Annotated in this window: 24 protein-coding genes; 10 read left to right on the top strand and 14 right to left on the bottom strand. The window is 69.4% G+C overall.

Annotated elements, in window-relative coordinates:
* Positions 1-21 precede the first annotated feature (21 nt).
* A complete protein-coding gene (locus KOI35_RS02315; RefSeq protein WP_215784755.1) occupies positions 22-711 on the top strand; it encodes an iron-dependent transcriptional repressor DtxR in 690 nt (229 codons plus the stop codon).
* A 1-nt stretch (position 712) separates the two neighbouring features.
* Here the strand turns inward: KOI35_RS02315 and KOI35_RS02310 are convergent, their stop codons facing one another.
* Positions 713-1,270, bottom strand: coding sequence for a hypothetical protein (locus KOI35_RS02310; RefSeq protein ID WP_308120743.1), 558 nt, complete (start codon positions 1,268-1,270; stop codon positions 713-715).
* A gap of 122 nt (positions 1,271-1,392) precedes the next feature.
* Here KOI35_RS02310 and KOI35_RS02305 point away from each other — a divergent pair, with 122 nt between their 5' ends.
* On the top strand, positions 1,393-2,292 hold the full coding sequence (locus KOI35_RS02305) for an alpha/beta fold hydrolase (RefSeq protein ID WP_215784299.1): 900 nt from the start codon (positions 1,393-1,395) through the stop codon (positions 2,290-2,292).
* Here KOI35_RS02305 and KOI35_RS02300 read toward each other — a convergent pair.
* Together KOI35_RS02300 and KOI35_RS02295 are read right to left on the bottom strand one after the other, a co-directional pair.
* Positions 2,267-2,692, bottom strand: a complete 426-nt coding sequence (locus KOI35_RS02300; RefSeq protein ID WP_215784298.1) for an SRPBCC family protein — start codon at positions 2,690-2,692, stop codon at positions 2,267-2,269. The genes KOI35_RS02305 and KOI35_RS02300 overlap by 26 nt on opposite strands.
* A 12-nt stretch (positions 2,693-2,704) precedes the next feature.
* Positions 2,705-3,901, bottom strand: coding sequence for an MFS transporter (locus KOI35_RS02295; protein ID WP_215784297.1), 1,197 nt, complete (start codon positions 3,899-3,901; stop codon positions 2,705-2,707).
* Positions 3,902-4,053: 152 nt separating this feature from the next.
* On the opposite strand from KOI35_RS02295, the gene KOI35_RS02290 reads away from it, so the two are divergent.
* Positions 4,054-5,007, top strand: a complete 954-nt coding sequence (locus KOI35_RS02290; protein WP_215784296.1) for a carboxypeptidase-like regulatory domain-containing protein — start codon at positions 4,054-4,056, stop codon at positions 5,005-5,007.
* Positions 5,008-5,063: 56 nt separating this feature from the next.
* Here KOI35_RS02290 and KOI35_RS02285 read toward each other — a convergent pair whose 3' ends face one another.
* The 3 genes from KOI35_RS02285 to KOI35_RS02275 all read right to left on the bottom strand — a co-directional run bounded on the left by KOI35_RS02285 (position 5,064) and on the right by KOI35_RS02275 (position 9,132).
* Positions 5,064-7,973 (bottom strand): vitamin B12-dependent ribonucleotide reductase, encoded by a 2,910-nt coding sequence (locus tag KOI35_RS02285; protein ID WP_215784295.1) that lies wholly within the window; start codon positions 7,971-7,973, stop codon positions 5,064-5,066.
* Between the two features lie 37 nt (positions 7,974-8,010).
* Positions 8,011-8,523, bottom strand: coding sequence for a transcriptional regulator NrdR (nrdR, locus tag KOI35_RS02280; RefSeq protein WP_215784294.1), 513 nt, complete (start codon positions 8,521-8,523; stop codon positions 8,011-8,013).
* Positions 8,524-8,793: 270 nt separating this feature from the next.
* The gene (locus tag KOI35_RS02275; protein WP_308120742.1) at positions 8,794-9,132 is read right to left on the bottom strand and encodes a LysM peptidoglycan-binding domain-containing protein; all 339 of its coding nucleotides are present in this window, start codon (positions 9,130-9,132) and stop codon (positions 8,794-8,796) included.
* 263 nt (positions 9,133-9,395) lie between these two features.
* Between KOI35_RS02275 and lexA the strand changes: the two genes are divergently transcribed.
* Positions 9,396-10,181, top strand: coding sequence for a transcriptional repressor LexA (gene lexA, locus KOI35_RS02270; protein WP_215784293.1), 786 nt, complete (start codon positions 9,396-9,398; stop codon positions 10,179-10,181).
* Between the two features lie 49 nt (positions 10,182-10,230).
* On the opposite strand, the gene KOI35_RS02265 is transcribed toward lexA, so the two are convergent.
* Both KOI35_RS02265 and hflX read right to left on the bottom strand, forming a co-directional pair.
* Positions 10,231-11,940, bottom strand: coding sequence for a hypothetical protein (locus tag KOI35_RS02265; protein WP_215784292.1), 1,710 nt, complete (start codon positions 11,938-11,940; stop codon positions 10,231-10,233).
* 82 nt (positions 11,941-12,022) lie between these two features.
* Positions 12,023-13,441 (bottom strand): GTPase HflX, encoded by a 1,419-nt coding sequence (hflX, locus tag KOI35_RS02260; protein ID WP_215784291.1) that lies wholly within the window; start codon positions 13,439-13,441, stop codon positions 12,023-12,025.
* A gap of 174 nt (positions 13,442-13,615) precedes the next feature.
* Here hflX and KOI35_RS02255 point away from each other — a divergent pair, with 174 nt between their 5' ends.
* Complete coding sequence (locus KOI35_RS02255) at positions 13,616-15,076, top strand: NAD-dependent malic enzyme (protein WP_215784290.1); 1,461 nt, start codon at positions 13,616-13,618, stop codon at positions 15,074-15,076.
* Here the strand turns inward: KOI35_RS02255 and KOI35_RS02250 are convergent.
* Genes KOI35_RS02250 through miaA form a run of 3 tightly spaced genes read right to left on the bottom strand, consistent with a single transcriptional unit; the run spans position 15,073 to position 17,553 of the window.
* Positions 15,073-15,786 carry a glycerophosphodiester phosphodiesterase gene (locus tag KOI35_RS02250; protein WP_215784289.1) on the bottom strand — a complete coding sequence of 238 codons (714 nt, stop codon included), beginning with the start codon at positions 15,784-15,786 and terminating at the stop codon, positions 15,073-15,075. The two genes, KOI35_RS02255 and KOI35_RS02250, sit on opposite strands and share 4 nt — an antisense overlap.
* Complete coding sequence (gene dapF / locus KOI35_RS02245) at positions 15,786-16,616, bottom strand: diaminopimelate epimerase (RefSeq protein ID WP_215784288.1); 831 nt, start codon at positions 16,614-16,616, stop codon at positions 15,786-15,788. Before dapF ends, KOI35_RS02250 begins: the two co-directional genes overlap by 1 nt.
* 7 nt (positions 16,617-16,623) lie before the next feature.
* Positions 16,624-17,553 (bottom strand): tRNA (adenosine(37)-N6)-dimethylallyltransferase MiaA, encoded by a 930-nt coding sequence (gene miaA / locus KOI35_RS02240; protein ID WP_246612361.1) that lies wholly within the window; start codon positions 17,551-17,553, stop codon positions 16,624-16,626.
* Positions 17,554-17,713: 160 nt separating this feature from the next.
* Between miaA and KOI35_RS02235 the strand changes: the two genes are divergently transcribed.
* The gene (locus KOI35_RS02235) at positions 17,714-18,922 is read left to right on the top strand and encodes a DUF349 domain-containing protein (protein ID WP_215784287.1); all 1,209 of its coding nucleotides are present in this window, start codon (positions 17,714-17,716) and stop codon (positions 18,920-18,922) included.
* Between the two features lie 211 nt (positions 18,923-19,133).
* Here the strand turns inward: KOI35_RS02235 and KOI35_RS02230 are convergent, their stop codons facing one another.
* Positions 19,134-20,069 (bottom strand): threonine ammonia-lyase, encoded by a 936-nt coding sequence (locus KOI35_RS02230; protein ID WP_215784286.1) that lies wholly within the window; start codon positions 20,067-20,069, stop codon positions 19,134-19,136.
* A gap of 75 nt (positions 20,070-20,144) precedes the next feature.
* On the opposite strand from KOI35_RS02230, the gene KOI35_RS02225 reads away from it, so the two are divergent.
* Positions 20,145-21,059 carry a LysR family transcriptional regulator gene (locus tag KOI35_RS02225; RefSeq protein ID WP_215784285.1) on the top strand — a complete coding sequence of 305 codons (915 nt, stop codon included), beginning with the start codon at positions 20,145-20,147 and terminating at the stop codon, positions 21,057-21,059.
* On the opposite strand, the gene miaB is transcribed toward KOI35_RS02225, so the two are convergent.
* Complete coding sequence (miaB, locus tag KOI35_RS02220; RefSeq protein ID WP_215784284.1) at positions 20,983-22,467, bottom strand: tRNA (N6-isopentenyl adenosine(37)-C2)-methylthiotransferase MiaB; 1,485 nt, start codon at positions 22,465-22,467, stop codon at positions 20,983-20,985. The two genes, KOI35_RS02225 and miaB, sit on opposite strands and share 77 nt — an antisense overlap.
* 122 nt (positions 22,468-22,589) lie before the next feature.
* Between miaB and KOI35_RS02215 the strand changes: the two genes are divergently transcribed.
* Positions 22,590-23,462 carry a glutamate ABC transporter substrate-binding protein gene (locus KOI35_RS02215; protein ID WP_215784283.1) on the top strand — a complete coding sequence of 291 codons (873 nt, stop codon included), beginning with the start codon at positions 22,590-22,592 and terminating at the stop codon, positions 23,460-23,462.
* Here the strand turns inward: KOI35_RS02215 and KOI35_RS47005 are convergent.
* A complete protein-coding gene (locus KOI35_RS47005; RefSeq protein WP_246612360.1) occupies positions 23,459-23,713 on the bottom strand; it encodes a hypothetical protein in 255 nt (84 codons plus the stop codon). The genes KOI35_RS02215 and KOI35_RS47005 overlap by 4 nt on opposite strands.
* 333 nt (positions 23,714-24,046) lie before the next feature.
* On the opposite strand from KOI35_RS47005, the gene KOI35_RS02205 reads away from it, so the two are divergent.
* On the top strand, positions 24,047-24,790 hold the full coding sequence (locus KOI35_RS02205) for an amino acid ABC transporter ATP-binding protein (protein WP_215784281.1): 744 nt from the start codon (positions 24,047-24,049) through the stop codon (positions 24,788-24,790).
* Positions 24,791-24,831: 41 nt separating this feature from the next.
* Complete coding sequence (locus KOI35_RS02200; RefSeq protein ID WP_215784280.1) at positions 24,832-25,686, top strand: glutamate ABC transporter substrate-binding protein; 855 nt, start codon at positions 24,832-24,834, stop codon at positions 25,684-25,686.
* The last annotated feature ends 12 nt before the right edge of the window (positions 25,687-25,698 follow it).

The following is a 25,698-nucleotide window of genomic DNA, read 5'->3' as shown; positions in this document are numbered from 1 at the left end:
GGCCGCATTGTGAAGACGTCGCTGCACAACCACGACCTGATCGACACCACCGAGATGTATCTACGCACCATCCTCGAGCTCGAGGAAGAGGGTGTGCCGCCGCTGCGGGCGCGGATCGCCGAGCGGTTGCACCAGAGCGGCCCCACGGTCAGCCAGACAGTCGCGCGCATGGAGCGCGACGGCCTCCTGACCATCGAGAACGACCGGCACCTGGTCCTCACCGACGACGGCCGCGCGACCGCGGTCGCCGTCATGCGTAAGCACCGCCTGGCCGAGTTGCTGCTGGTGAACGTGATCGGCATGCCCTACGAGGAGGCCCACGAGGAGGCCTGCCGCTGGGAGCACGTGATGAGCGACTCCGTGGAGAAGAAGGTCTACGAGCTGCTCAACAAGCCGACCCGGTCGCCCTACGGCAACCTCATCCCGGGGCTGGACGCGTTCGGCGGGGCCGACGAGATCGAGGAGACCGAGGTGCCCGGCGAGCGCAACCTGGCGTTCCCCGGCCTCACCGGGAGCGTCGTGGTCCAGCGCATCTGCGAGAGCGTGCAGACCAACGCCGACGTGCTGCGCCAGCTGCACGCGGCCGGCATCGACCCGGGTACGACGGTGACGGTGGCCCAGGAGCGTGATGGCGTGACCATCGACCGCTCCGGCGACAAGATCCGCCTGCCGCGTGAGGTGGCGTCCCGGGTGTTCGTAGCCGCGCACTGAATCAGCCGGCCGTCGTGTCCATCGCTTTCGCGAGGGCGATGATCTTCGGATTCATCGCGGACACGGCGGCCGCTGTCGCGTCCTGGGCGAAGGTGAAGCGCAGCGTCTGCAGCTGCTTGGCCTCGCTGAGCCAGCCGATCTCGATGATCGGGCCGCGCCCGGCCGCCGGTGGTGTGTAGAGCCGGTAGGCTGCCTTGCCCAGCCCCTTCAGCGTGGTCGCCTTGGCCGGCTTGAGGTCACTCAGGAACTGCGTCGCGCTGGCCGGGGTGCTCTCGACGACCGAGAGCATGAGGTCGGGATAGTCGCCCGTGGCGGTCTGCACGACGCAGCTCGAGGTGTCGTCGACCTGGTCGGAGGCGGCCACGTCGAACGTGACGCCGAGCTTCTGCTTGATGAAGGCGTAGTCCCACAGGATGCACGCGCCGCCGGCCGATGCGGCAGGCTGTTGCACGATGCTGACCGGCGGCGAGACCGCGGCCGGCTCTTCCTCGCGCTTGTCACAGGCGGTCGTCGCGAGCAGCAGCACAACGGCGGCCACGACGGCGGGACGCGAACGCACGAGTGATCCTCCCGAGATATTTCGGGCACACCGTACTGGGCTCGGACAGGTCTGCGAAAGGCCACGAAAGCGAACAGGGCCGTACGCACAGTGAAAGCACCACTCAGCCACTTGGAGATGCCATGATCAACGACCGGCTCATCGACGCGGGCGATGTGCCGCTGGCCGTACGCGACTTCGGGGGCGACCAGCCGCCGCTGCTGTTGCTGCACGGCGCGGGCGGCAACCTGGCCACGATGACCACGCTGGCCCGGGCGCTGCGGCCGAACCACCGGGTGATCACTGTGGACCTGCGCGGGCACGGGCGCTCGGGCGAGGGCACCTGGACGTGGGACACGGCGCTGGGTGATCTCGCCGCGGTGTGCGTACAGATGGAGATCGAACGGCCTGCGGTGGTCGGCCATTCACTCGGCGGCATGCTGGCGGCGCTGTGGGGTCAGCGGCATCCGGAGGCGCCGGGCGTGGTGAACCTGGACGGGGCTCCGCCGCCCAGCTCGCCGGCGCAGCTGCCCGGACTCGACCCGGACAAGGCCGTGGCCGAGCTGGCCCGGCTCGAGGCGGTGTACGACCAGTCTTCGGCGCAGGCGGGGCGGATCATCGAGGCCGACCAGCTGGCCAGCCTGGTCGAGGAGCAGCGGTCCGCGGCCCGCGACATGGGCGCCAACGAGAAGGTGTGGATCGAGGGCTTCCGGCGCAACCTCACGACCGACAACGGCGAGACCTCGTTGCGGCCGTCGGCGGCGTTGACGGCTCAGATGCGTACGGGAATGAAGGAACTTGACCTTGGTCCGGTGTACGCGTCGACCACCTGCCCGGAGCTCGTCGTGATCGCCACCCGCAACCGGCCCGAGCAGGAGCCCTTCGGAGAGCTCTACGACGCGTACCGCCGCTTCGTGGTGGAGCAGGTGCGGGCGGCCGGGCACCCGCGTTTCATCCAGCTGGCCGACGCGTCGCACGCCATGGTGATCGAGCAGCCGGCCGTGCTGGCCGGACTGATCACCGACTTCCTGCGCTCCGAGTAGCCAGATAGCCGGGCAGACGGGTCAGGCAGCTCTCCCATCCGGCGCGGTACATCTCGGCGGTCTCCTCGTCGACCTGGTCGTGGACGATCACGATGTCGGTGCCGTCGCCGGACGGGGTGAGCTCGATCGTCACCCGGCTGTCGCGATCGTCACCGGTCCACCGCCACGACTGCACCATGCGGCGCGGCGGGTCGAACTCGCGATATTCCCCCGCGAACCCCATGTCGCCCGCGTCGACACCGAAGCGCCCACCGGCCACCGGATCGGAGAAGGCCCGCGGGTCCATCGAGGCAGGCCAGTACCAGGCGGTGAGCGCGCCGGCGTCGGTCAGCGCGAACCACACCTGCTCGGGCGAAGCGGCGACCCGTGCCTTGATCTCGGCGGAGCTGTCGTAAGCCATCTGCCGAGGCTGTCACTCCCCGGATTTCCCCGCTACCCCGCTCTCCGGCAACGGCCTGGTGGCACCCGAGGCCACCAGCCCGATGACCAGCGCACCGAAGACGCAGAGGAGCGCCCGGAGCACGCCGAGATGCTCGGCCAGCAGACCGATCAGGGGCGGGCCGGCCAGGAAGGCGCCGTAGCCGATCGAGCCCGCGACCGAGACGCGGATGGCCGCCCGGGCCGGGTCGTCGGCGGCCGAACTCATGCCGATCGGGAAGCCGAGCGACGCCCCCGCACCCCAGAGCAGTGCGCCCGCGATCGCCACCGGCACGGCGACCTCGGCCACGACCAGCAACAGACCGACGGCGGCCGAGGCGGCGGTGACGCGCAGCGTGATGACGCGTCCCCAACGCTCGATCGCGTAGCCACCGAAGAGACGACCGAGCGTCATCGCCGTCACGAACCCGCCGAAGGCGATCGCGCCGATCGTCTCGCTGGTCCGGTAGCCGTCGACCAGGCTGATGGCCAGCCAGTCGTTGGCCGTGCCCTCGGTGAACCCGAAGCCGAGCATGACCAGCCCGATGAGCAGGGTGCGGGGCTCACGCCAGGCCTGGCCGACACTCATCGCGTGCTGCTGTCCGGCGGGCAACGGAGCGTACGGGAAGAATCTCTTGATCGTCGGATAGGTGACCGCCAGCGTGAGTGCGGCCGTGAGGTAGAGCTGAGCCCAGATCGGCAGACCGGCCGCGGCGGCGACGGCGCTGAAGAGGGCGCCGAGGACCGTGCCCAGGCTGAAGCCGGCGTGGAAGCGGGGCATGATCGTGCGACCGAGGCGGCGCTCGACGTCGGCGCCCTCGACGTTCATGGCGACGTCCCAGGTGCTGTTGCCCATGCCGATCAGCACCAGCCCGATCCCGGCCACCGGCACCGAGCCGATCAGCGTGCCGGTGCCCAGACCGGTCAGGCCGACCACCATCGACGTGCTGCCGAGCAGGACCGTACGGGCCGGTCCGATGCGCTGCACGAGCGGGCCAGCCAGGGGGATCGCCGAGATGGCGGCACCCGACAGACACAGCAGGAGCAGCCCGAACCCGGCCGCCGAGAGATCGAGACTGTCGCGGACGGCGGGAGCCCGGGCGAGCCAGCCGGTGTAGGCGAGCCCGTTGGTCGCGAAGGTGAAGCCGACCGCGATCTTCGCGGCGGTCACACGCGATTGATCAAGATCCACGCGGTGAACTTACACGTTAAACCGACGCGCCATCGAGCACCGACGGTGATCGATCCACTACCGGATTCGTGCCGACCGATGTCTCGGGCCGGCCGGTGACAACCGGGCACGAATAGCGTTCGCGGCACGTCACCCACCGAAAGGGACACGAAGTGCAGCGATCCACGTTCATCAGATCCGCTCTCGCCGTCGCTCTGGCCGGCACCGGCGCCGTGATCGGCGGAGCCGGCCCGGCCCTGGCCGCCACGGACACCGGCAGCCTGTCCGGCGCCGTCCGCGACACCCGCGGCGCCATCGTCGCGGACGCCGGGATCAGCGTCTACGCCGATGACAACCAGGCCGGGGACGCCGTCGCCCGGACCACCACCGACAGCGCCGGCCGCTGGCGGATCCCCGCTCTCGAGGCGGGCCGCTACAAGGTGCAGATCGGGCTGGGCGGCTGGTCCGACTGGGCACCCGGTCAACGTTCCCAGGAGACCGCGACCTCGTACGCCGTAGCAGCCGGACGCGGCACACGGGCCAACAGCATCGTCACCGCGGCCGGCATCATCAGCGGCCGGCTGGTCACCGCGAACGGCTCCCCGGCCGCGAACGTACGGGTCGTGGCCGACAACTACGAGAACGCCCGGTTCTGGGAGACCACCACCAGCGCGACCGGCCGGTACACGCTGAAGGTGCAGCCCGGCACCGACTACACCGTCAAGTTCATCGACGGCTACCTGCGCCAGTACGCGCCGCACACCACCGACAGCGAGCAGGCCCGGCACTTCCCGGTCGCCTCGGGTCGTACCGTGCGGGTCAACGACCGGCTGCTGACCGCCGCGACGCTGACGGGCCGCCTCACCGACGCCGCGGGGGCGCCGGTGGCCGGGGCCAGCGTCCGTTTCCTCACCGAGACGGCGTTCGAGCTGCAGACCACCACCGACGCCGACGGGCGTTACCAGTTCGACAAGCTGTCGCCGTGGCGGGTCAAGGTCGCCTTCCGCGCGGCCGACGAGGACGCGGTCGAGCAGTGGGCGTACCAGAAGCTCTCGTACGACGAGGCCGATGAGGTCGCCCTGAGCCTCGGCACCGTCACCACGGTCGACAACGTGCTGCTGCCGTAAGCGAAAGAAAAGTGGCCCCCGGACCTCGCGGTCCGGGGGCCATTTCTCTTAGTGGATCAGCTGCAGCCGGACGTGGAGCCGCAGCCCTCGCACACGTAGCAGCTGCCGGCCCGGCGCATCTTGGTGCCGCAGGTGAAGCAGAGCGGCGCGTCGGCCGACTGGCCCATCACGATCTCGAGCAGTTCCGTCGAGGAACCGACCGCGGTGGGCGCGGGCTTCTCCGGCTCGGCGACCGGGGCCTTGGCCTCGACCGGGGCCGACACCGCACCGACCGGCGCGGACACCGGAGCCGACGCGGCCAGCGTGGTCACGGCCTGGTCGACCGCGGCGGCCTCGGCGGCGGCCTCGGCCTGCACCTGCGCCGCGCGCTCCTTCGCCGTGAAGATGCCCAGGTCGGCCCGGGTGTCGTACGGGAGGAAGTCGAGCGCCAGACGACGGAAGATGTAGTCCATCACCGACGCCGCCATGCGCACGTCCGGGTCGTCGGTCATGCCGGCCGGCTCGAAGCGCATGTTCGTGAACTTGCCGACGTAGGTCTCGAGCGGGACGCCGTACTGCAGTCCTATCGAGATCGCGACGGAGAAGGCGTCCATGACACCGGCCAGCGTCGAACCCTGCTTCGACATCTTCAGGAAGACCTCGCCGAGGCCGTCGTCGGGGTAGGACGACGCGGTGAGGTAACCCTCGGCGCCACCGACCGAGAAGGACACCGTCTCGGACGGGCGCTTCTTGGGCAGGCGCTTGCGGACCGGGCGGTACTCGATGACCTTCTCGACGACCTTCTCGATCTCGGCCGCGACGGCGGCCGGGACCTCGGGGGTCGCGGCGTTCTTCTTCTTGCCCGCGGCCGACAGCGGCTGGCCGACCTTGCAGTTGTCGCGGTAGATCGCGAGCGCCTTCAGGCCGAGCTTCCAGCCCTGGTAGTGGATCTCCTCGATCTCTTCCACGGTCGCCGACTCGGGCATGTTGACCGTCTTGGAGATGGCACCCGAGATGAACGGCTGCACCGCGGCCATCATGCGCACGTGGCCGAGCGGCGCGATCACGCGCTCGCCCATGGCGCAGTCGAAGATGGAGTAGTGCTCGGGCTTGAGGCCCGGCGCGTCCACCACGTTGCCGTGGTCGGAGATGTGCTCGACGATCGCCTCGACCTGCTCCTCGGGGTAGCCGAGGGTGCGCAGCGCGCGCGGCACCGTCTGGTTGACGATCTGCATCGAGCCGCCGCCGACGAGCTTCTTGAACTTGACCAGGGCCAGGTCGGGCTCGATGCCGGTGGTGTCGCAGTCCATCATCAGGCCGATGGTGCCGGTCGGGGCGAGCACCGACGCCTGGGCGTTGCGCCAGCCGTTCTTCTCACCGATCTTGAGGCCGTCCTGCCACTGCTTGGTGGCGGCGCGGGCGAGCTCGGTGGCCACGGCGTTGACCGGGCGGATGTCGTCGCTGGCGGCGGCGTGCTTGCGCATGACGCGCTTGTGCGCCTCGGCGTTGCGGGCGTATCCCTCGTACGGGCCCACGACGCCGGCCAGCTCGGCCGAACGGCGGTATGCCGTGCCGGTCATCAGCGAGGTGATGGCGGCGGCCACACTGCGGCCGGCCTCCGAGTCGTAGGGCAGGCCGGACGCCATCAGCAGGGCGCCGATGTTGGCATAGCCGATGCCCAGCTGCCGGTAGGCCCGGGTGGTGACGCCGATCTTCTCGGTCGGGAAGTCGGCGAACGAGATCGAGATCTCCATCGCGGTGATGATGAACTCGACGCTCTTGACGAACTTCTCGGTCTCGAAGCCGCCGTCGGCCTTGAGGAACTTCATCAGGTTGAGCGAGGCCAGGTTGCAGGACGAGTCGTCCAGCGACATGTACTCCGAGCACGGGTTGGACGCGGTGATCCGGCCGGTCTCGGGGTTGGTGTGCCAGTCGTTGATCGTGTCGTCGTACTGCAGACCGGGGTCGGCGCACTCCCAGGCGGCCTGGGCGATGTCGCGGAAGAGCTTCTTGGCGTCGATGGTCTCGATCACCTCGCCGTCGAGCCGGCCGCGCAGGCCGAACTCGGTGCCTTCCTCGTACGCCTTCATGAACTCGTTGCTGACCCGGACCGAGTTGTTGGCGTTCTGGTACTGCACGGAGACGATGTCGTCGCCGCCGAGGTCCATGTCGAAGCCGGCGTCCCGCAGGGCGCGGATCTTGTCTTCCTCGCGCGCCTTGGTGCGGACGAACTCCTCGATGTCGGGGTGGTCGACGTCGAGGATGACCATCTTGGCCGCCCGGCGGGTGGCGCCGCCCGACTTGATCGTTCCGGCGCTCGCGTCGGCGCCGCGCATGAAGCTCACCGGCCCGCTGGCGGTCCCCCCGGACGACAGCAGTTCCTTGGACGAGCGGATGCGGGACAGGTTCACGCCGGAGCCCGAACCGCCCTTGAAGATCAGGCCCTCTTCCTTGTACCAGTCGAGGATCGAGTCCATCGAGTCGTCCACCGACAGGATGAAGCACGCGCTGACCTGCTGCGGCGACTTGGTGCCGACGTTGAACCAGACCGGCGAGTTGAAGCTGAACACCTGGTGCAGCAGCATCCAGGTCAGCTCGTGGTCGAACAGTTCGGCGTCGGCCTTAGTGGCGAAGTAGCCGTTCTTCTCGCCCGCCTTGCGGTAGGTCGAGACGACCCGGTCGATCAGCTGCTTGAGCGACCACTCACGGTCGGCCGTGCCGACCGCGCCGCGGAAGTACTTGGTGGTGACGATGTTCGCCGCGTTGACACTCCACGCGACCGGGAACTCGACACCCTTCTGCTCGAAGTTGATCGAGCCGTCCCGCCAGTTCGTCATGACGACGTCGCGGCGTTCCCACTCGATCTCGTCGTACGGGTGGATCCCCTCGGTCGTCCAGACCCGCTCGACCCGCAGCCCCCCGCCGGCCGCGCTCGAGCCGTTCGTACGGCTGCGCTGCCGACCTGCTGTGATGCCGTCCCCGGCCATACTGCTCCCCCTCGGAAAAAATGCCGCTACTACGTCGTCAGGCGCGTGGTGCGCGACCGCTGGACCGCGGAGTCACGGGGTGCCTGGCCCCGGTCTCGCGGGCGATCGCCGCCTCGCGCAACGCACTGATCTCCTTCTCGAACTCGTCCAGCGAGTCGAAGGACTTGTAAACACTGGCGAACCGGAGGTAAGCCACCTGGTCGAGATCACGCAGCGGGGCCAGGATCGCCAGGCCCACCTCGTGGCTGGGCACCTCGGCCGCGCCCTTGGCCCGGACGGTCTCCTCGACCTTCTGCGCCAGCAGCGCGATCGAGTCCTCGTCGACGGGCCGGCCCTGGCAGGCCTTGCGGACCCCACTCATGATTTTGGCCCGGCTGAACGGCTCGGTGACCCCGCTCCGCTTCACCACCGCGAGGATCGCTTCCTCGACCGTGGTGAACCGCTTGCCGCACTCGGGGCACGATCGACGGCGACGGATCAGCTGACCGTCGTCGGCCTCGCGCGAGTCGACCACGCGAGAATCGGCGTGGCGACAGTACGGACAGCGCACCGTGAACCCCTTCCGAGCCCCTCCCGACAGCATCCGGACACGCCAAAACACGGCGTCGAAGCTGGTGAGAACCAGCCCGCGCCGTTACAGCGTGTGGATGACCGGGGGAGGTAAACCCCAACCAGTGGATGACTTACACCCTTGTAACTACTAGATGTTGGGGTAGACGCTATGCCGCGGCGGACGCGGGCGCAAGCTCAGCGGCGGGGCGGCGCGCCGTATTTTCCGACACGACACGAGCGGTGGACCGGCGGTCACGGACCGCTGAAGTCAGGCGGCCCGCGGCAAGATCAAAACATCACCGGCGGCCACGCTGTAGCCCGACAGGCCGTTGAGCCGGCGCAACTCTTCCACGGCCCTCTGACCGTCACGCTGCGGCGCTGTGCGGGCGGCAATGTCCCACAACGTGTCACCCGACCGGACGACGACCGTCGGGGGCGGACCGGCGGGCGATTCCTCGGCCCGCGACGCGGTGGTGAACAACACGGCACTGGCGAGCGACGCCAGGAGGACGAGGAAGAGGAGGACGACCGCGCGACCCCGGCGGGTCAGGCGGAGCGGAGCCTCGACGTGCCGCACCTCGTTCGCCACCATGCTGTTCGCCCCCACGGAAGATGACCCCTCGGACAGGCGTTCGATCGAACACCCGTCCGAAGATTTATCAGAACACGCGTACGGAAGTCGAGCACTTCCGGGCGACACGCCGGAAGAATGTCGTACAGATGTTTGAATATGTCGTACCGCGCCATTACGGTCTTCCCTCAAGAGGGGTTCAGCCGGGCCGACGCCATCCCCACGGCGTCCGTCACCCGGCTCCGCGAACGCGAGACGCACCACGTGCCGCGAGGCACTGGCCGACAGGGAGGGCGGACGTGTCGACCGACGACCGGACGAGCAGCCGGCAACACCAGACCAAGCCAGACAGCGGCGCCGCACTGCGCCGCCGCACACCGAGCCGCGGCCGTTCCGCCGACGCGCCGCAGCTGCGCTCGGTCACCCCGGTGGTCAGCCAGTTCCCCGAGCCGGTCACCGCCGACCTCACCGCCCGGCAGAAGCGCATTCTCGAGTTCATCCGCGACTGGGTGGAGCGCTACGGCTATCCGCCCAGCGTGCGCGAGATCGGCGAGGCGGTCGGCCTGGTCTCACCGTCCAGCGTGGCCTATCAGCTGAAGGCGCTCGAGACCAAGGGCTTCCTGCGCCGTGACCCCAACCGGCCGCGTGCCGTCGACGTGCGCTCCCCCAGCGAGATGGTCGACGAGGAAGGCCTGCGCTCGGCCCGGCCCCAGCCGGCCTACGTGCCGCTCGTCGGCCGCATCGCCGCCGGTGGCCCGATCCTGGCCGAGCAGGCCGTCGAGGAGTTCTTCCCGCTGCCGCGCGAGCTGGTCGGCGAGGGCGAGGTCTTCATGCTCGAGGTCAAGGGCGACTCGATGATCGACGCGGCCATCTGCAACGGCGACTGGGTCGTCGTGCGCCAGCAGCCGAACGCGAACGCGGGCGACATCGTGGCCGCGATGATCGACGGCGAGGCGACGGTGAAGAGCTACCGCCAGCGCGACGGGCACGTCTGGCTGATGCCGGCCAACCCCGCGTTCGACCCGATCCCGGGCGACGACGCGACCATCATGGGCCGCGTCGTGGCCGTCCTGCGGCGGGTCTGAGCCCGAAGAGAAAGCGGGCGGGTCCGAAGACCCGCCCGCCACACTCGGTTCAGCGCCGAGGACCGTATCGGCCCTCGGGCCGGCTCTGGTATTCGTTGTAGCCATTGTTCGCCTGCGGGGGCCGGCCACCACCGCCGCCGTAGACACCGCCACCGCCACCACCGCGCGGAGGCTGCTGTCCCCGGGGCGGTTGCTGTCCCCGGGGCGGCGGCTGCTGACCGCGCGGAGGCTGGCCCTGTGGGCCACGCGGGGGCTGACCCTGCGGACCGCGCGGAGGCTGACCCTGCGGACCCCGGGGCGGCTGACCCTGGGGGCCACGCGGAGGCTGGCCTTGCGGGCCACGCGGGGGCTGACCCTGCGGACCGCGCGGAGGCTGACCCTGCGGACCGCGCGGAGGCTGGCCCTGGCCGCCGCCCTTCGGTCCACCGTAGACACCGGCCCGAGCGGGCTGCGCCTTTTCCGGCGAGCCGCCGTAGACCCCGTTGGGCTTCTGGCCACCGCCGTAGACACCGGCCTTCGGCGCGGCCGGGCCCGAGCGGGCCCCGCCGCCGTAGACACCGGCCTTCGGCGGCGGCGCCCCGCCGACACCGATCAGTTCGGGGTCGTTGCCGCGCGGCTTGCGGGCGTCATCGTCGCCGTCCGACGCGACCGGCGACCCGGCCACCCGGCGACGGTGCTTGACGATCCCCAGCACGCCGACGCCGACCAGGATCAGGCCGAGCAGCCCGACCCCGCCCACGGCATAGGTGATGTCGCTGAGCTCGAGGTTGGCGTACCACTTGTCGCCGCTGCCCTCGGCCGAGCTGTCCTTGACGTTGGCCGCGACCGAGGTGGCCGGCGTGTAGCGAAGGATGTAGTTGGGCGGTTCCTTCTCGCCGTTCATGTCCGAGGTCGTGTAGAAGAACTTGCCGTCGGGGCTGTAGGCGATCGACTCGCCCAGCGTCTCGTTCGGCAGGCCGGTCGTGCGCGGCTTGTTCTTGATGGCCGACAGCACGTCGCCGTTCTGCACGTCCCACTCGAGCGCGTCGGTGTAGGTGCGCAGCGCGACCTTGCCGCCGCCGGGGGCCACCGCGCCACCGCTGATCGTCTTGTTGCCGATGCGGGCGTACGGGCCGCCGGCGGTCTGCGTGGCCGAGGGCTGGATCTCGCCGACGCGCTGCATCGGGACGCCCTCGGTGTTGTTGTCCTTGAGCGGGCCGGTCGGCTTGTAGATGCCGGCCGGCTTGCCGATCTCTTTGGTGATGATCAGCGGGGTGCCGTCGCCGTTCAGCAGCATCGCCTCGGCGTCGTGCTTGTCGCCCTCGGGGTAGGAAAGCCGGTGCAGCACGGGCTCGCCTTTGCCGGTGGCCGGCAACGACCAGAGGCCGATGGTGGGGCGGCTCTTGTCGTTGTCGAAGTCGTTGTCGCCGATGTCGGCGACCCACAGCGTCTTGCCGTCGGGCGAGAGGATCAGGTCTTCCGGGTCGAGCTGGCCCTTGCCGCTGTATTTGACGGTGTCGGCGACCTCGCACTGCGCGTTGAGGAAGAAGATCCGCTTGTTGGCGTTGTCGCTCGTGCTGTCGTTCACCACGACGTAGCCCGACGCCGTGGCCACCAGGCCGGACGCCTCGGTGATCCGCTCGTCCTTGATCTGGCACATCTTCTTGCCGGCCACCGAGGGCGCGCTGACCGTCGGGGCCGGTTCCTGGGCGAACACCGCCGACGGACCCACCATCACCAGCCCGGAAGCCACGATGGCCGGGAACACGAGACGCCGCATCCGATCAGTGTCGCATGCGGCGTCGCGTGCCGGTGTTACGCGTTAATCAACGCCCAGCCCAGGACCGTGTCGTGAGAAACGCTCAGTGCTGGTACGACTCCAGCTCGTTGGCCAACCGCTCATCGACGAGGATCCGCAACTCGGTTCCCTCCTCCACATGGCGGGTCTGGAGTACCTGACCGGTCCGATGAATCCGGGCGACCAGATCACCACGGTCGTAAGGCAGCAGAACTCGCATATCGACCGCCGGGCGAGGCAGCTTCGCGGCGATCGCCTGGTGCAGCTCGGCGATGCCCTGACCCGAGTGGGCCGACACGAAGACGGCGTCGGGCCACGTGCGCTTCAACCGCAGCAGGGTCTCCTCGTCGGAGGCGTCCACCTTGTTGATCACCAGCAGCTCGGGGATCGCGTCGGCGCTGACCTCGGCCAGCACCTCGCGGACGGCGCTGACCTGACCCTCGGGGTCGGGGTGGGCACCATCGACTACGTGGACGACGAGATCGGCGTACGACACCTCTTCGAGCGTGGAGCGGAACGCCTCCACGATCTGGTGCGGCAGGTGGCGGACGAACCCGACGGTGTCGGAGAGCGTGTAGACACGACCGTCTTCGGCCGCCGTGCGCCGGGTGGTCGGGTCGAGCGTGGCGAACAGCGCGTCCTCGACCAGCACACCGGCCTGGGTCAGACGGTTGAGCAGGCTGGACTTGCCGGCGTTGGTGTAGCCGGCGATCGCCACGGCCGGCGTCCCGCTGCTGGCCCGGCGGGAACGCTTGGTCTGGCGTACGGTGCGCATGGCCTTGATCTCCCGGCGCAGCTTGGCGATGCGCTGGTTGATCCGGCGACGGTCGGTCTCGAGCTTGGTCTCACCGGGACCACGCGTCCCGACGCCACCACCGCCCGAGCCACCACCGGCGCCACCACCCTGCCGGGAGAGCGACTCACCCCAGCCGCGCAGACGCGGGAGCAGGTACTGCAGCTGGGCCAGCTCGACCTGGGCCTTACCCTCTTTGCTCTTCGCGTGCTGGGCGAAGATGTCGAGGATCAGCGCCGTCCGGTCAACGACCTTGACCTTGACCTGCTGCTCGAGATTCCGCAGCTGCGAAGGGGAGAGCTCGCCGTCGCAGATGACCGTGTCGGCCCCGGTGGCCACGACCGCATCACGCAGTTCGTCGACCTTGCCCCGGCCGATGAAGGTGGCCGTGTCGGGACGGGAACGCCGCTGGATCAGGCCCTCGAGGACCTGGGAACCGGCGGTCTCGGCCAGCGCGGCCAGCTCGGTCAGAGAGTTTTCCGCGTCGGAGACGCTGCCCTCGGTCCACACGCCGACCAGGACGACCCGCTCCAGCCGCAGCTGCCGGTACTCGACCTCGGTGATGTCGGTGAGCTCGGTGGAGAGGCCGGCGACCCGCCGCAGCGAGTGCCGCTCCTCGAGCTCGAGGTCGCCGGACGTGACATCCGGCTCGTCAAGATCTAGTACGGGTGCCTGGTAAGAGTTTCGCAAAAGGTGACCTCCTCGGCCCCGATCGTGGCACGTCACGGTGACGGACGCATCCACATAACGTGGCCGGGCGTTTTCGAGGGTGTGCCTGGGCCTACTACAACGACCCGATGGGAAACCAATATTCCGCGGGGGCAAGATTACGGTGACGCACCCACCAATGTCGGAGGGAACACCGTGGTGACGACCCGCCTGCCGAGCGCAGGATTCTCGATCACGATCCGGATAGCCGTTACCGCGGACGCCTCGTCCATCGGCCGGCTCACCACCTGCGTCGGCGAGGCCGGCGCCATCGTGACGGCCCTCGACGTGGTCGACTCGGACCCCACTCGCGTACTCGTCGACCTCACCTGTGACACGGCCGACTCCAACCACGCCGACCAGGTCGTCAAGCAGCTGGAGGAGCAGGACGGCGTCGACGTCCGCAAGGTCTCCGACCGCACCTTCCTGCTGCACCTGGGCGGCAAGATCGAGGTCTCGTCCAAGGTCGCGCTGCGCAACCGTGACGAGCTCTCCCGCGCCTACACGCCCGGCGTGGCCCGGGTCTGCATGGCGATCGCCGAAAATCCGGCCGACGCCCGTCGCCTGACCATCAAGCGCAACACCGTGGCCGTGGTCAGCGACGGCTCGGCCGTGCTGGGCCTGGGCAACATCGGCCCGGCCGCCGCGATGCCGGTCATGGAGGGCAAGGCCGCCCTGTTCAAGCGGTTCGGCGGCGTGGACGCGTGGCCGGTCGTGCTCGACACGCAGGACACCGACGAGATCGTCAAGATCGTGAAGGCGATCGCCCCGGCCTACGGCGGCATCAACCTCGAGGACATCGCCGCGCCGCGCTGCTTCGAGATCGAGGCCCGCCTGCGCGAGCAGCTGGACATTCCGGTCTTCCACGACGATCAGCACGGAACCGCCATCTGCGTGCTCGCCGCCCTGACCAACGCGCTGCGGGTGGTCGGCAAGAGGCTCGAGGACGTCCGGGTCGTGGTGTCCGGGGCGGGCGCCGCGGGCACGGCGATCATGAAGCTGCTGCTCCGCCAGGGCGTGGGCGACATCATCGCGTACGACCGGAAGGGCGCTCTGCACCGCGGCATGGCCGAGATGTCGGAGACGTGGCAGTGGCTGGCCGACCACACGAACAAGAGCAACTACTCGGGTGACCTGCCCGGCGCGATCGTGGGCGCCGACGTGTTCATCGGCGTGAGCGCGCCCAACCTGCTCACCGGCGACGACATCGCGAAGATGGCCGAGAAGTCGATCGTGTTCGCGCTGGCCAACCCCGACCCCGAGGTCGACCCCCGGGAGGCCCGCAAGCACGCCGCGGTCGTCGCCACCGGCCGGTCCGACCAGCCCAACCAGATCAACAACGTGCTGGCCTTCCCCGGCGTATTCCGCGGCATGCTCGACGTGAGTGCCGAGGAGTTCACCGAGGAGATGGCGCTGGCCGCGGCCCGGGCCATCGCCGACGTGGTGGGCGAGGACAAGCTCAACCCCACGGTCATCATCCCGAGCGTCTTCGACCCCAAGGTCACCCCGGCCGTGGCGGCGGCGATCCGGGCGGCCGTGAAGGGACCGGCGGCGGCGCACAACGTGGCGGCCCTGCCCGAGGCCGACCTAGAGACGGCGCCCGAAGAGACCTTCTAACGGGCGAGCCAGCCGGTCAGCTCGGCCACCCGGTCGGTGATCAGGCCGGCGATCCCGGCCTGGGCGAGAACCGGCCACACGGCCATGTCGTTGGCCGTCCACGGCATCACGTCGATGCCGCGGGCGGTCAGGGCGGCCACCGTGCCCGGGTCGCCGAGGACGTCGGCGGTCGACGGGTTCAGGTAGACGACCTCGAGCTCGTCGGCCAGTGCCACTGTGCCGGGCTCGAAGCGCAGGCGGAGCAGGCCACGGCGTACGGCCGGATCGACCTCGCGGACCAGGGCCACGATCGCCGGGTCGAAGCTCTGCACGATCGTGCGGTCGCGCACACCGGCGGCGGCGACCAGTTCGAGGATGGTCTTGACCTGGGACAGCGTGGCGGGCGGCTTGATCTCGAGGAGCAGTTCGGGGCCCTGGACCAGGTCGAGCACCTCGGCCAGCGAGGGGACGCGCACGTCGGCGTAGGCGGGCGAGAACCAGGAACCGGCGTCGAGAGCGGCCACCGTTTCGTACGGGAAATCCCAGACGTGCCCGGACCCGGACGTCGTGCGGTCGAGTGTGCGGTCGTGGATCACCACCGGGACGTCGTCGGCGGTGGTGCGTACGTCGAACTCGACGTGGGTGGCACCCGCCCGGACGGCGGCCTCGAAAGCGGGCAGCGTGTTCTCGGGCGCGACGAAGGAATAGCCGCGGTGCGCGACGTTGTGCATCAGAGGGTGTCGCCGGTGGCCACCAGCACGGCCGGACCGGCCAGCCACCAGCCGTCCTGATCGTCGTGGGTCACCGTGAGGCGGCCGCCGGGCAGGTCGACCGCGACCGTGCCCATGGCCAGACCGGCGTCACGCAGGGCGACCGCGCCGACCGCGAGCGCGCCCGAACCGCAGGACAGCGTCTCGCCCGAGCCACGCTCGTAGACACGCATCGCGACGTGCAGGTCGGTCTCGGGCAGCGCGGGCGCGGGGACGACGAACTCGACGTTGACCCCGCTCGCGAACAGCGATTTGTCGTAGCCGGGGGCCAGGTGCAGGTCGAGCGACGAGAGGGGCAGGCTGTCGTGCAGACCGCAGACCAGGTGCGGGTTGCCGCAGTCGACGGCCACGCCCGGGAACGTCAGCGGGCCGGTGGTGGCGGTGCTGGCCGCGTACACGCGAGGGCTTCGCATCCGTACGCGGATCTCGTCGCCCTCGACCACCGCGACCACGACGCCGGCCCGCGTCGCGACCGTAATGCCTTTTTGATCGACCGGGGCGAGGCCGTTCTCGACCAGGTAGCGGGTGAACACGCGCACGCCGTTGCCACACATCTCGGCGATCGAACCGTCGCTGTTGCGGTAATCCATGAACCACTCGGCCTCGGACGCCATCCCGGCGCCGGCCGGATCCTTGGCGCTGCGCACGACCCGGAGCACGCCGTCGGCCCCGATGCCGAACCGGCGGTGGCAGAGGTCGGCGACCTGCTCCGCGGTCAGGTCGAGGGCGCCGTCGACATCCTCGATGATCACAAAGTCGTTGCCGGTGCCGTGGCCCTTGGTGAATCTCACCGGACCATCATCCCGTAAGCGCGAGCGCGTCCGCCAACAGCGTCGGCGAGCCTCCGTCGAGCCAGGTGATCGACGGGTCACGCCGGAACCAGGAGCGCTGTCTCCGGACGAAACGGCGAGTTCCCCGTACGGTGTCGGCCTTGGCTTCTTCGTTTGTCATCTCGCCGTCGATCTCGGCCAGCGCCTGCTGATAGCCCAGCGCCCGGCTCGCCGTCCGCCCCTCGCGCAGCCCTTGGGGAATCAGCGCGCGCACCTCGTCGAGCAGCCCGGCCGCCCACATCAGCTCGACCCGCAGCGCGATCCGCTCGTCCAGCGCACCGGTCTCCCGGTCGACCCCGATCTGCACCGACGGGTAATAAGGAGTGGGCGCCGGCAGCGAAGCGGTGAACGGCTGCCCGGTCATCTCGATCACCTCGAGCGCGCGGACGATACGCCGCCCGTTCGAGGGAAGGATCTTGCCGGCCGCCATCGGGTCCCGGCTTCTCAGCCTGTCGTGCATCTCTTCCGGGCCGACCCGGGCCAGCTCCTCCTCGAGCCGGGCCCGGATGGCCGGATCGGTGCCCGGGAACTCGAACTCCTCGAGAACCGCCCGGATATAGAGGCCGGACCCGCCGACGAGCAGCGGCACCCGCCCCCGGGCGTGGATGTCGTCGATCGCCGCCCGGGCCAGTCCCTGGTATTCGGCGACGGCGGCCGGGACCGTCACGTCCCAGATGTCGAGGAGGTGATGATTCACCCCTTCGCGCTCACCGAGGGTGAGTTTCGCCGTGCCGATGTCCATGCCCCGGTAGAGCTGCATCGAGTCGGCGTTGACCACCTCGCCGCCGAGTTCCCGGGCGAGATCGAGGCTGAGCGCGGACTTTCCGGCCGCGGTCGGCCCGACGACGGTGATCACGCGCGGAGCTCCTGCTGACGGCACGGAGCAACGGTAGGACAAGGTTTGGCCACGGTCATCGGCGGGCGCTTCCCCGTAACCGGGTTGGACCTGTGACAATGCGCGAGAAAGAATGCCGTAGAGAAGCTAGGCGTTCGACTGCGCTGTGGCGGTGGTCGCCGGTCCCACGGGATCGGAGATGCCGGGAAGACGAGGATGGGTCATGAACGACTGGACGGCCTTCGGGCGCGTGGATGCCGACGGCACCGTGTACGTGAAGACCGCTGAGGGCGACCGGGTGGTCGGCTCCTGGCAGGCGGGCACCCCCGAGGAAGGCTTGGCCCACTTCGCGCGGCGCTTCGCCGACCTCGTGACCGAGGTCGAGCTCGTCGAGGCCCGCCTCAAGTCCGGCGCGGCCGACGCGTCACACTCGCTGACCAGCGTGAAGCGGCTGCGCCAGCAGCTCGACGAGGCGCACGTGGTCGGTGACATCGACGGGCTCACCAACCGGCTCGAGCGCCTGGCCACGCTGGCCGACGAAAAGGCCGGCGAGGCCCGGGCGGCCCGCGAGACGGCCCGCACCGAGGCCGTCGCCCGCAAGACCGCGCTGGTCGAGGAGGCCGAGAAGATCGCCGCCGACTCCACCGGCTGGAAGTCGGCCGGCGACCGGCTCAAGGAGATCCTCGACGAGTGGAAGACGATCCGCGGCGTCGACAAGAAGACCGACGGTGAGCTGTGGAAGCGCTTCGCCACCGCGCGGGACGGCTTCACCCGCCGCCGGGGCGCCCACTTCGCCACCCTCGACGGCCAGCGCAAGCAGGCCCAGACGGCCAAGGAAGATCTGGTCACCGAGGCCGAGAGCCTGTCCGAGTCGACCGAGTGGTCGTCCACGGCCAACCGGCTCAAAGACCTGATGGCCGAGTGGAAGGCCGCCCCGCGCGCCGCCAAGGAGGCCGAGCAGCGCCTCTGGGAACGCTTCCGGGCCGCGCAGGACGCGTTCTTCACCCGCCGCAGCGAGGTCTTCTCGGCTCGCGACGCCGAATACAAGGGCAACCTCGACAAGAAGCAGGCGATCCTGGCCGAGGTCGAGGCGCTCGACGTCGACGCCGACCCGCGCGGTGCGCAGAACAAGCTGCGCGACGCCCAGGCCGCGTGGCACGACGCGGGCCGGGTTCCCCGCGAGTCGTCGGCGTCGCTCGACCGTCGCTGGCGGGCCGCCGAGGAGCGCATCCGCGTGGCGATGGACTCGGCCTGGCGCAAGACCACGCCGCAGGACAACCCGCTGCTCCAGCAGATGCGCGAGCAGGTGGCTGAGGCCGAGCAGCGTCTCGAGCGGGCCAAGTCGGCCGGTGACGCCAAGCGCATCCGCGAGGCCGAGCAGGCGCTCAACTCGAAGAAGCAGTTCCTGGCCCTGGCTGAGCAGGCCAACTGAGATTCTTTTCCCGTACGCCGTCCGGCCGCCTCTCGACCCTGTGTCGCGGGGCGGCCGTTCCCGTTGACTAGTGAAGGACAACGCCGCTCGTCGGTGACGCTGTGTCAGCGCGCCTGTGGACAAACTCGTGGCCTGTGGACAACCCGGCCGTGCGCCGCGCCGCCTTCGATAGGCTGGGCTGGGCTCGTCCCCCAGGGTGGGCGGGGTATGGCTAGTTGGCCTGCGAAGCGATCAGAGCCAGCTCAGCCGGGGAGGCGTTGCCGCCGGAGCAGACGACGGCGATCTCGCGGCCCGCGAAGCGCTCGGGAAACTCCAGCACGGCGGCCAGCGCGGCCGCCCCGGCGCCCTCGGCCAGGGTGTGCGCCGCCGAGGCGAGCATTCGCTGGGCCTCGACGATGCGGTCGTCGGGGACCAGCACGAAGTCGCTCATCAGCTTGCACATGATCTGCTGGGGCAGCTCGTAACCGCGGCCGGTGGCCAGGCCCTCGACCCGGGTCTGGTTGGGGCGCGTCACGAGCGAGGCGGAGCGCCACGAATCGTGGGCGGCGGGCGACGACGCCGACTGCACACCGATGATCTCGCAGGTGGGCGCCAGCTCGGCGGCCACGACGGATGCGGCGGCGGCGCCGGTTCCGCTGCCGACCGGCACGACGATGGCGGACAGGTTCGGGCGCGCGGTGAGGATCTCGTCGTACAGGGTGCCGACGCCGGCCAGCAGCTCGGGGGTGTCACCGGGGCTGACCAGGCGGTGACCGGTCGAGGCGGCCAGCTCGACCGCGTGCGCCTCGGACTCGCCGAGGTTGGCGCCGGCCAGGACGACCGTGGCGCCCCACGCGCGTACGGCGGCGATTTTGGTCGGGCTGGCCGCCTGCGGCATGACGACGGTGCACGGGGTGTCGTACTGGTGGCTCGCGTACGCCATGGCCTGGGCGTGGTTGCCGGTCGAATAGGTGACGATGCCCCGGCCGGGTGAGGTGGCGAGCAGGTTCAGGGCGCCCCGGATCTTGAACGCGCCGATCGGCTGGACGTTCTCGTGCTTCACGTGCACCGTCGCGCCCACGGCGGCGTTGAGTACCGGGTACGACCACATCGGGGTGGGCGGCAAAGAGATCTTGGCGGCTCGCACGTCGGCGTAGGAGAAGTCCATGACTCGATCGTCGCGGCAACGGCATCCATCGGTCCAATGCCGTTCTTCTTGAAAAGCCATAGATACGATTGATGAATGCTCGACGTCACCCGTCTGCGCGTGCTGGCCGCCGTCGCCCGGCACGGCAGTGTCACCGCCGCGGCCGAGGCGCTCCACTACGCCCAGCCGTCGGTCAGCCACCATCTGGCCCGGCTCGAGGCCGAGACCGGCTCCCGGCTGGTGCAGCGGTCCGGGCGCGGCATACGGCTGACCGAGGCGGGTCGCCTGCTGGCCGACCGGGCCGAAGAGATCCTGGGCCGGCTCGACGCGGCCGAGGAGGAACTGGCCGCCCATGCGGGGCTGCGGGCGGGGCGCGTACGGCTAGCCGCTTTTCCGTCGGCGCTCGGCACGTTCGTGCCCGTCGCGGCGGCCGCGTTCGACGAGGCGTACCCGGGAATCGATCTTCGGTTCCGGGAGGCCGAGCCGCCCGCGGCGATCGATCTGCTGCGCCGCGGCGAGGTGGACGTGGCGGTGATCTTCACACATGAGGACGTGACCGGTCTGCGCACCGAGGAGCTCTTCGAGGACGAGACCTACCTGGTCACGCCGCTGGACTGGGCCGGTGACGGGCTGGCCGACCATCGCGGGCGACGGTGGATCGGCGGCTGCGAGCGCTGCCGGGCCGAACTGCTGCGGGCGTGCGCCGCCGAGGGGTTCACGCCGGACATCCGGTTCACCACCGACGACTACGTGGCGGTGCAGCAACTGGTCGCGCGCAACCTCGGGGTCACCACCCTGCCGGGGCTGGCGCTGGCGGCACATCGCAACGAGCGCGTCCGCGTCGTGCCCCTGCCCGGCCGAGGGCGGCGCGTGCTGGTCGCGGTGGCGGGCGAGGCACCCGACCCACCCGCGACGAGAGCGCTGACCGAAATGATCAGAGCGAGCAGCCCTCGGCCGCCGGCAGCGGAGCCGGGACACCGAGTGACGGCAGGCCGAGCGACACTCCCTTGAGCTTCGGGGTGCGGCCCGCCTCGAACGCGTCGCCGGCCCGCGTCCGCCGATGGCTGAGCGGCAGGCCGTCGGCGTTCAGGTGGTGCGGCGCCGCGTAGGTCACCACGGTATCGACGATGTCGCCCGGGCGCGGGGTGAGATCGCCGGTCGCGAAGTGGACCAGCCGGCCGTCGCGGGCCCGGCCACTGAGCCGGCCCGTACGGTCGTCCTTGCGGCCCTCACCGACCGCGACGAGCACCTCGACCTTTTCGCCGACGAGCTTTTTGTTCTCGGCCCAGGTGATCTCTTCGAGCAGCGTGATCAGCCGCTCGTAGCGCTCCTGGACGACCGCCTTGGGCAGCTGCTCGTCCATCGTCGCGGCGGGCGTGCCCGGGCGCTTCGAGTATTGGAAGGTGAACGCGCTGGAGAACCGGGCCCGGCGCACGACCTCGAGGGTCTGCTCGAAATCGTCGTCGGTCTCGCCCGGGAAGCCGACGATGATGTCGGTCGTGATCGCGGCGTCGGGCATCGCCGCCCGCACCTTGTCGATGATGCCGAGGTATTTCTCCTGGCGGTAGCTGCGCCGCATGGCCTTGAGCACGCGGTCGGAGCCGGACTGCAGCGGCATGTGCAGCGAGTGGCAGACGTTGGGCGTCTCGGCCATCGCGGCGATCACGTCGTCGGTGAAGTCTTTGGGGTGCGGGCTGGTGAACCGCACCCGCTCGAGGCCCTCGATCTCGCCGGTGGCCCGCAGCAGTTTGCCGAAGGCGAGCCGGTCGCCGAACTCGACGCCGTAGGAGTTGACGTTCTGCCCGAGCAGCGTGACCTCGAGGACACCCTCTTTGGTCAGCGCTTCGACCTCGGCCAGGATCTCGCCCGGCCGACGGTCCTTCTCCTTGCCGCGCAGCGACGGCACGATGCAGAACGTGCAGGTGTTGTTGCAGCCCACGGAGATCGAGACCCAGCCCGCGTACGTCGACTCGCGCTTGGTCGGCAGCGTGGAGGGGAAGACCTCGAGCGACTCGAGGATCTCGACCTCGGCCTCCTGGTTGTGCCGGGCGCGTTCGAGCAGGGCGGGCAGCGAGCCGATGTTGTGGGTGCCGAAGACGACGTCGACCCAGGGTGCCTTCTTGACGATGTCGCCGCGGTCCTTCTGGGCCAGGCAGCCGCCGACCGCGATCTGCATGTCCGGGTTTTTGACCTTGGTCGGGCGCAGGTGGCCGAGGTTGCCGTAGAGGCGGTTGTCGGCATTTTCCCGTACGGCGCAGGTGTTGAAGACCACGACGTCGGCCGACTCGGGATCGGCGGCACGGACGTAGCCCGCATCCTCCATCAGTCCGGAGATGCGCTCGCTGTCGTGCACGTTCATCTGGCAGCCGTAAGTGCGCACGTCGTACGTGCGGGAGGCGCCGGCGATTTCAGTAGTCATGGCAATAGGCAGGGTACGCGCTTTCTCGGCCTGGCTTCAGACGGCGTTCTCCTCGGGCCGAGTTACCGCTCCGTAACCGATCTCTGGGCAATACCCGGTGATCGCACCCATAGATTCGGCGCATGCGCATCTCTCGGCCGGCGGCCGCGCTCGCAGCACTCACCCTGGCGCTGGCCGCGGCGGCCTGCGGCGGGAGCGACGAGGCGGCCACCGTCACCGATGGTGGCGGAGAGACGGTCGACGCCAGCATCGCGAGCCGGGTCGCCGCGGGCAAGCTGGTGATCGGCGTCAAGGCCGACCAGCCCGGCCTCGGCCTGCACCGCGGCGGCACCTACACCGGCTTCGACATCGAGATCGGCAAGATCATCGCGAAGGGTCTGGGCGTCGCCGAGTCCCGCATCGAGTGGATGACCATCGTGTCGGCCAACCGCGAGCCCTACCTCCGGGGTGGTCAGGTCGACCTGGTCATCGCGACCTACACGATCAACGAGGCGCGGAAGAAGGTCGTCAACTTCGGCGGCCCCTACTTCATCGCCGGCCAGGACCTGCTGGTCCCGACCGCGTCGACGATCAGCGGCCCGGACGATCTCGCGGGCAAGCGGGTCTGTTCGGTCAGCGGCTCGACCCCGGCCAACCGGATCAAGTCGAACTACCAGGACGCCCAGCTCCAGCAGTTCGACACGTACCTCAAATGCATGACGGCGCTGGCCGGCGATCAGGTCGACGCGGTCACCACCGACGACATCATCCTCACCGGCTACGCCGTGCAGAAGCAGTACGCGGGCAAGTTCAAGCTGGTCGGCAAGCCGTTCAGCGAGGAGCCGTACGGGATCGGCCTGCGCCGGAACGACACCGCCGGCTGTCAGCGGATCAACGACATCCTCACGGCCGCGGCCGCCGACGGGTCGTACAAGAAGGCCTGGACCAAGACGCTCGGTGCGAGCGGCACGGCGGCGCCGACACTCGACACGTCGAAGTTCACCAACTGCGCCTAGGCGGCCTCCTCCTCCGGCCCGGCTGCGCACGCGGGGTCGTCGCCCGTGCAGGGGCGCATGTGCCGGCGTACGGGACCGTCGTCGGTCTCGACCTCGTCGACGTGCACGAGCCGGAGACTCCCGTCGGGTTCGGCCAGCACGTAACGCGTCGGGTTGAGGGAGTCGTCCGGGAGCAGGATCGCGACCTCCAGCCGGACCGCGACCGCGCTGGCCGCCGTGGTCTCGGCCAGGCTCTCGGGTGCCAGATACACATCTATCAGTGTCGGAAAGTCACCATTGACGTGATAGACGTCGCACAACACAGCGTTGTCGATCTCCGTCGAGTCCAGGAGCACGACATTCCGCTCGAGGGCACCCGCGAGGGCACCACACACGCGATCCGAATCAAGGGACGATGCGGCCGCCCAGTTCCAAAGGCCGCCTGTCGGATCCATGTCAGCCATACCGAACATGGTGGACAATGCTCGCGCCGCGCACTGTCCGTGTTACCGCTCCGTGACCATTCTCGGTGTGAACCGATACAACCGCCCACATAGAGTGTGCCCATCCGGGTGATCCGCCAGAACAGGGACGGTGGTCCAGCAGTGTCCGACGAGGCTCTCATCGTCCTCGACAAGGTCAACAAGTGGTTCGGTCCGCTGCACGTTCTCGACAACGTGAGTCTCTCCGTTGCCAAGGGCGAGGTGGTTGTCGTGATCGGACCGTCGGGGTCCGGCAAGTCGACGCTGTGCCGCTCGATCAACCGACTCGAGCCGATCAACGACGGCACCATCACCTTCGACGGACAGCCCCTGCCGGCCGAGGGTCGCCCGCTGGCGCGGCTGCGCAGCGAGGTCGGCATGGTGTTCCAGTCGTTCAACCTGTTCGCGCACAAGACGATCCTGCAGAACGTCATGCTCGGCCCGACCAAGGTGCGCAAGGAGAAGCCCGCCGTCGTCCGCGACCGGGCCATGTCCCTGCTCGACCGGGTCGGCATCGGCAACCAGGCCGAGAAATATCCGGCCCAGCTCTCCGGCGGCCAGCAGCAGCGCGTCGCCATCGCCCGCGCCCTGGCCATGCAGCCCAAGGCGATGCTCTTCGACGAGCCCACCAGCGCCCTCGACCCCGAGATGGTCGGCGAGGTGCTCGAGGTGATGACCTCGCTCGCCAAGGAGGGCATGACGATGGTGGTCGTCACCCACGAGATGGGCTTCGCCCGCCACGCGGCCAACCGCGTGGTCTTCATGGCCGACGGCCAGCTCGTCGAGTCCGCTCCCCCGGCCGAGTTCTTCGCCAATCCGAAGAGTGACCGTGCCAAGGACTTCCTCTCCAAAATCCTCACGCACTAGCTGTTGATCCATAAGCGGATACGAATTCGAGGAGCGAAATCATGCGCATCACCCGATTGGCTGCCACGTTCGGAGCGCTCACCATGGCGCTCGCCGTGGCCGCGTGCGGCGGGGACGACGAGGGCACCGGCAGCGGCGGTGCCAGTGGCATCGAGGGCAAGGCCGCGGGCGGCAAGCTCGTGATCGGCGTCAAGGCCGACCAGCCCGGCCTGGGTCTGCAGACCGGCAGCACCTACACCGGCTTCGACGTCGAGATCGGCAAGATCATCGCGAAGGGCCTGGGCGTTCCGGACTCCGGCATCGAGTGGAAGACCACCGTCTCGGCCAACCGTGAGCCCTACATCCAGCAGGGTCAGGTCGACATCGTGGTGGCCACCTACACGATCAACGACGAGCGCAAGAAGGTCGTCAACTTCGGCGGCCCCTACTACATCGCCGGCCAGGACCTGCTGGTCCCGACCAACTCGACGATCACCGGCGTGGACAACATCGCCGGCAAGAAGGTCTGCTCGGTCAGCGGCTCGACGCCGGCCAAGCGGATCCAGGAAGAGCACAAGGACGCCCAGCTCCAGCAGTTCGACACGTACTCCAAGTGCGTGACGGCGCTGGCCGGCGGTCAGGTCGACGCGGTCACCACCGACGACATCATCCTCGCCGGTTACGCCGCCCAGGACCAGTACGCGGGCAAGTTCAAGGTCGTCGGCAAGCCCTTCAGCGAGGAGCCCTACGGCATCGGCCTCAAGAAGGACGACACCGCGGGCTGCAACAAGATCAACGAGATCCTGAAGACGGCGGCCACCGACGGGTCGTACAAGAAGGCCTGGGACGACACGCTCGGCAAGAGCGGCACGGCGGCGCCGGAGCTCGACACGTCCAAGCTGACCAACTGCAGCTGATCCTTTTCTAGT

This window comes from Paractinoplanes bogorensis (assembly GCF_018829635.1).
GTDB classification, from domain to species: Bacteria; Actinomycetota; Actinomycetes; order Mycobacteriales; family Micromonosporaceae; genus Actinoplanes; species Actinoplanes bogorensis.
This window is presented reverse-complemented; position numbering and strand designations above follow the sequence as displayed.

Coding starts and splice junctions, on each gene's coding strand:
- miaB (WP_215784284.1), bottom strand. CDS start 22,467: ATGACTACTGAAATCGCCGGCGCCTCCCGCACGTACGACGTGCGCACT.
- KOI35_RS02305 (WP_215784299.1), top strand. CDS start 1,393: ATGATCAACGACCGGCTCATCGACGCGGGCGATGTGCCGCTGGCCGTA.
- KOI35_RS02285 (WP_215784295.1), bottom strand. CDS start 7,973: ATGGCCGGGGACGGCATCACAGCAGGTCGGCAGCGCAGCCGTACGAAC.
- KOI35_RS02215 (WP_215784283.1), top strand. CDS start 22,590: ATGCGCATCTCTCGGCCGGCGGCCGCGCTCGCAGCACTCACCCTGGCG.
- KOI35_RS02300 (WP_215784298.1), bottom strand. CDS start 2,692: ATGGCTTACGACAGCTCCGCCGAGATCAAGGCACGGGTCGCCGCTTCG.
- KOI35_RS02265 (WP_215784292.1), bottom strand. CDS start 11,940: ATGCGGCGTCTCGTGTTCCCGGCCATCGTGGCTTCCGGGCTGGTGATG.
- KOI35_RS02235 (WP_215784287.1), top strand. CDS start 17,714: ATGAACGACTGGACGGCCTTCGGGCGCGTGGATGCCGACGGCACCGTG.
- KOI35_RS02230 (WP_215784286.1), bottom strand. CDS start 20,069: ATGGACTTCTCCTACGCCGACGTGCGAGCCGCCAAGATCTCTTTGCCG.
- KOI35_RS02250 (WP_215784289.1), bottom strand. CDS start 15,786: ATGCACAACGTCGCGCACCGCGGCTATTCCTTCGTCGCGCCCGAGAAC.
- KOI35_RS02225 (WP_215784285.1), top strand. CDS start 20,145: ATGCTCGACGTCACCCGTCTGCGCGTGCTGGCCGCCGTCGCCCGGCAC.
- KOI35_RS02200 (WP_215784280.1), top strand. CDS start 24,832: ATGCGCATCACCCGATTGGCTGCCACGTTCGGAGCGCTCACCATGGCG.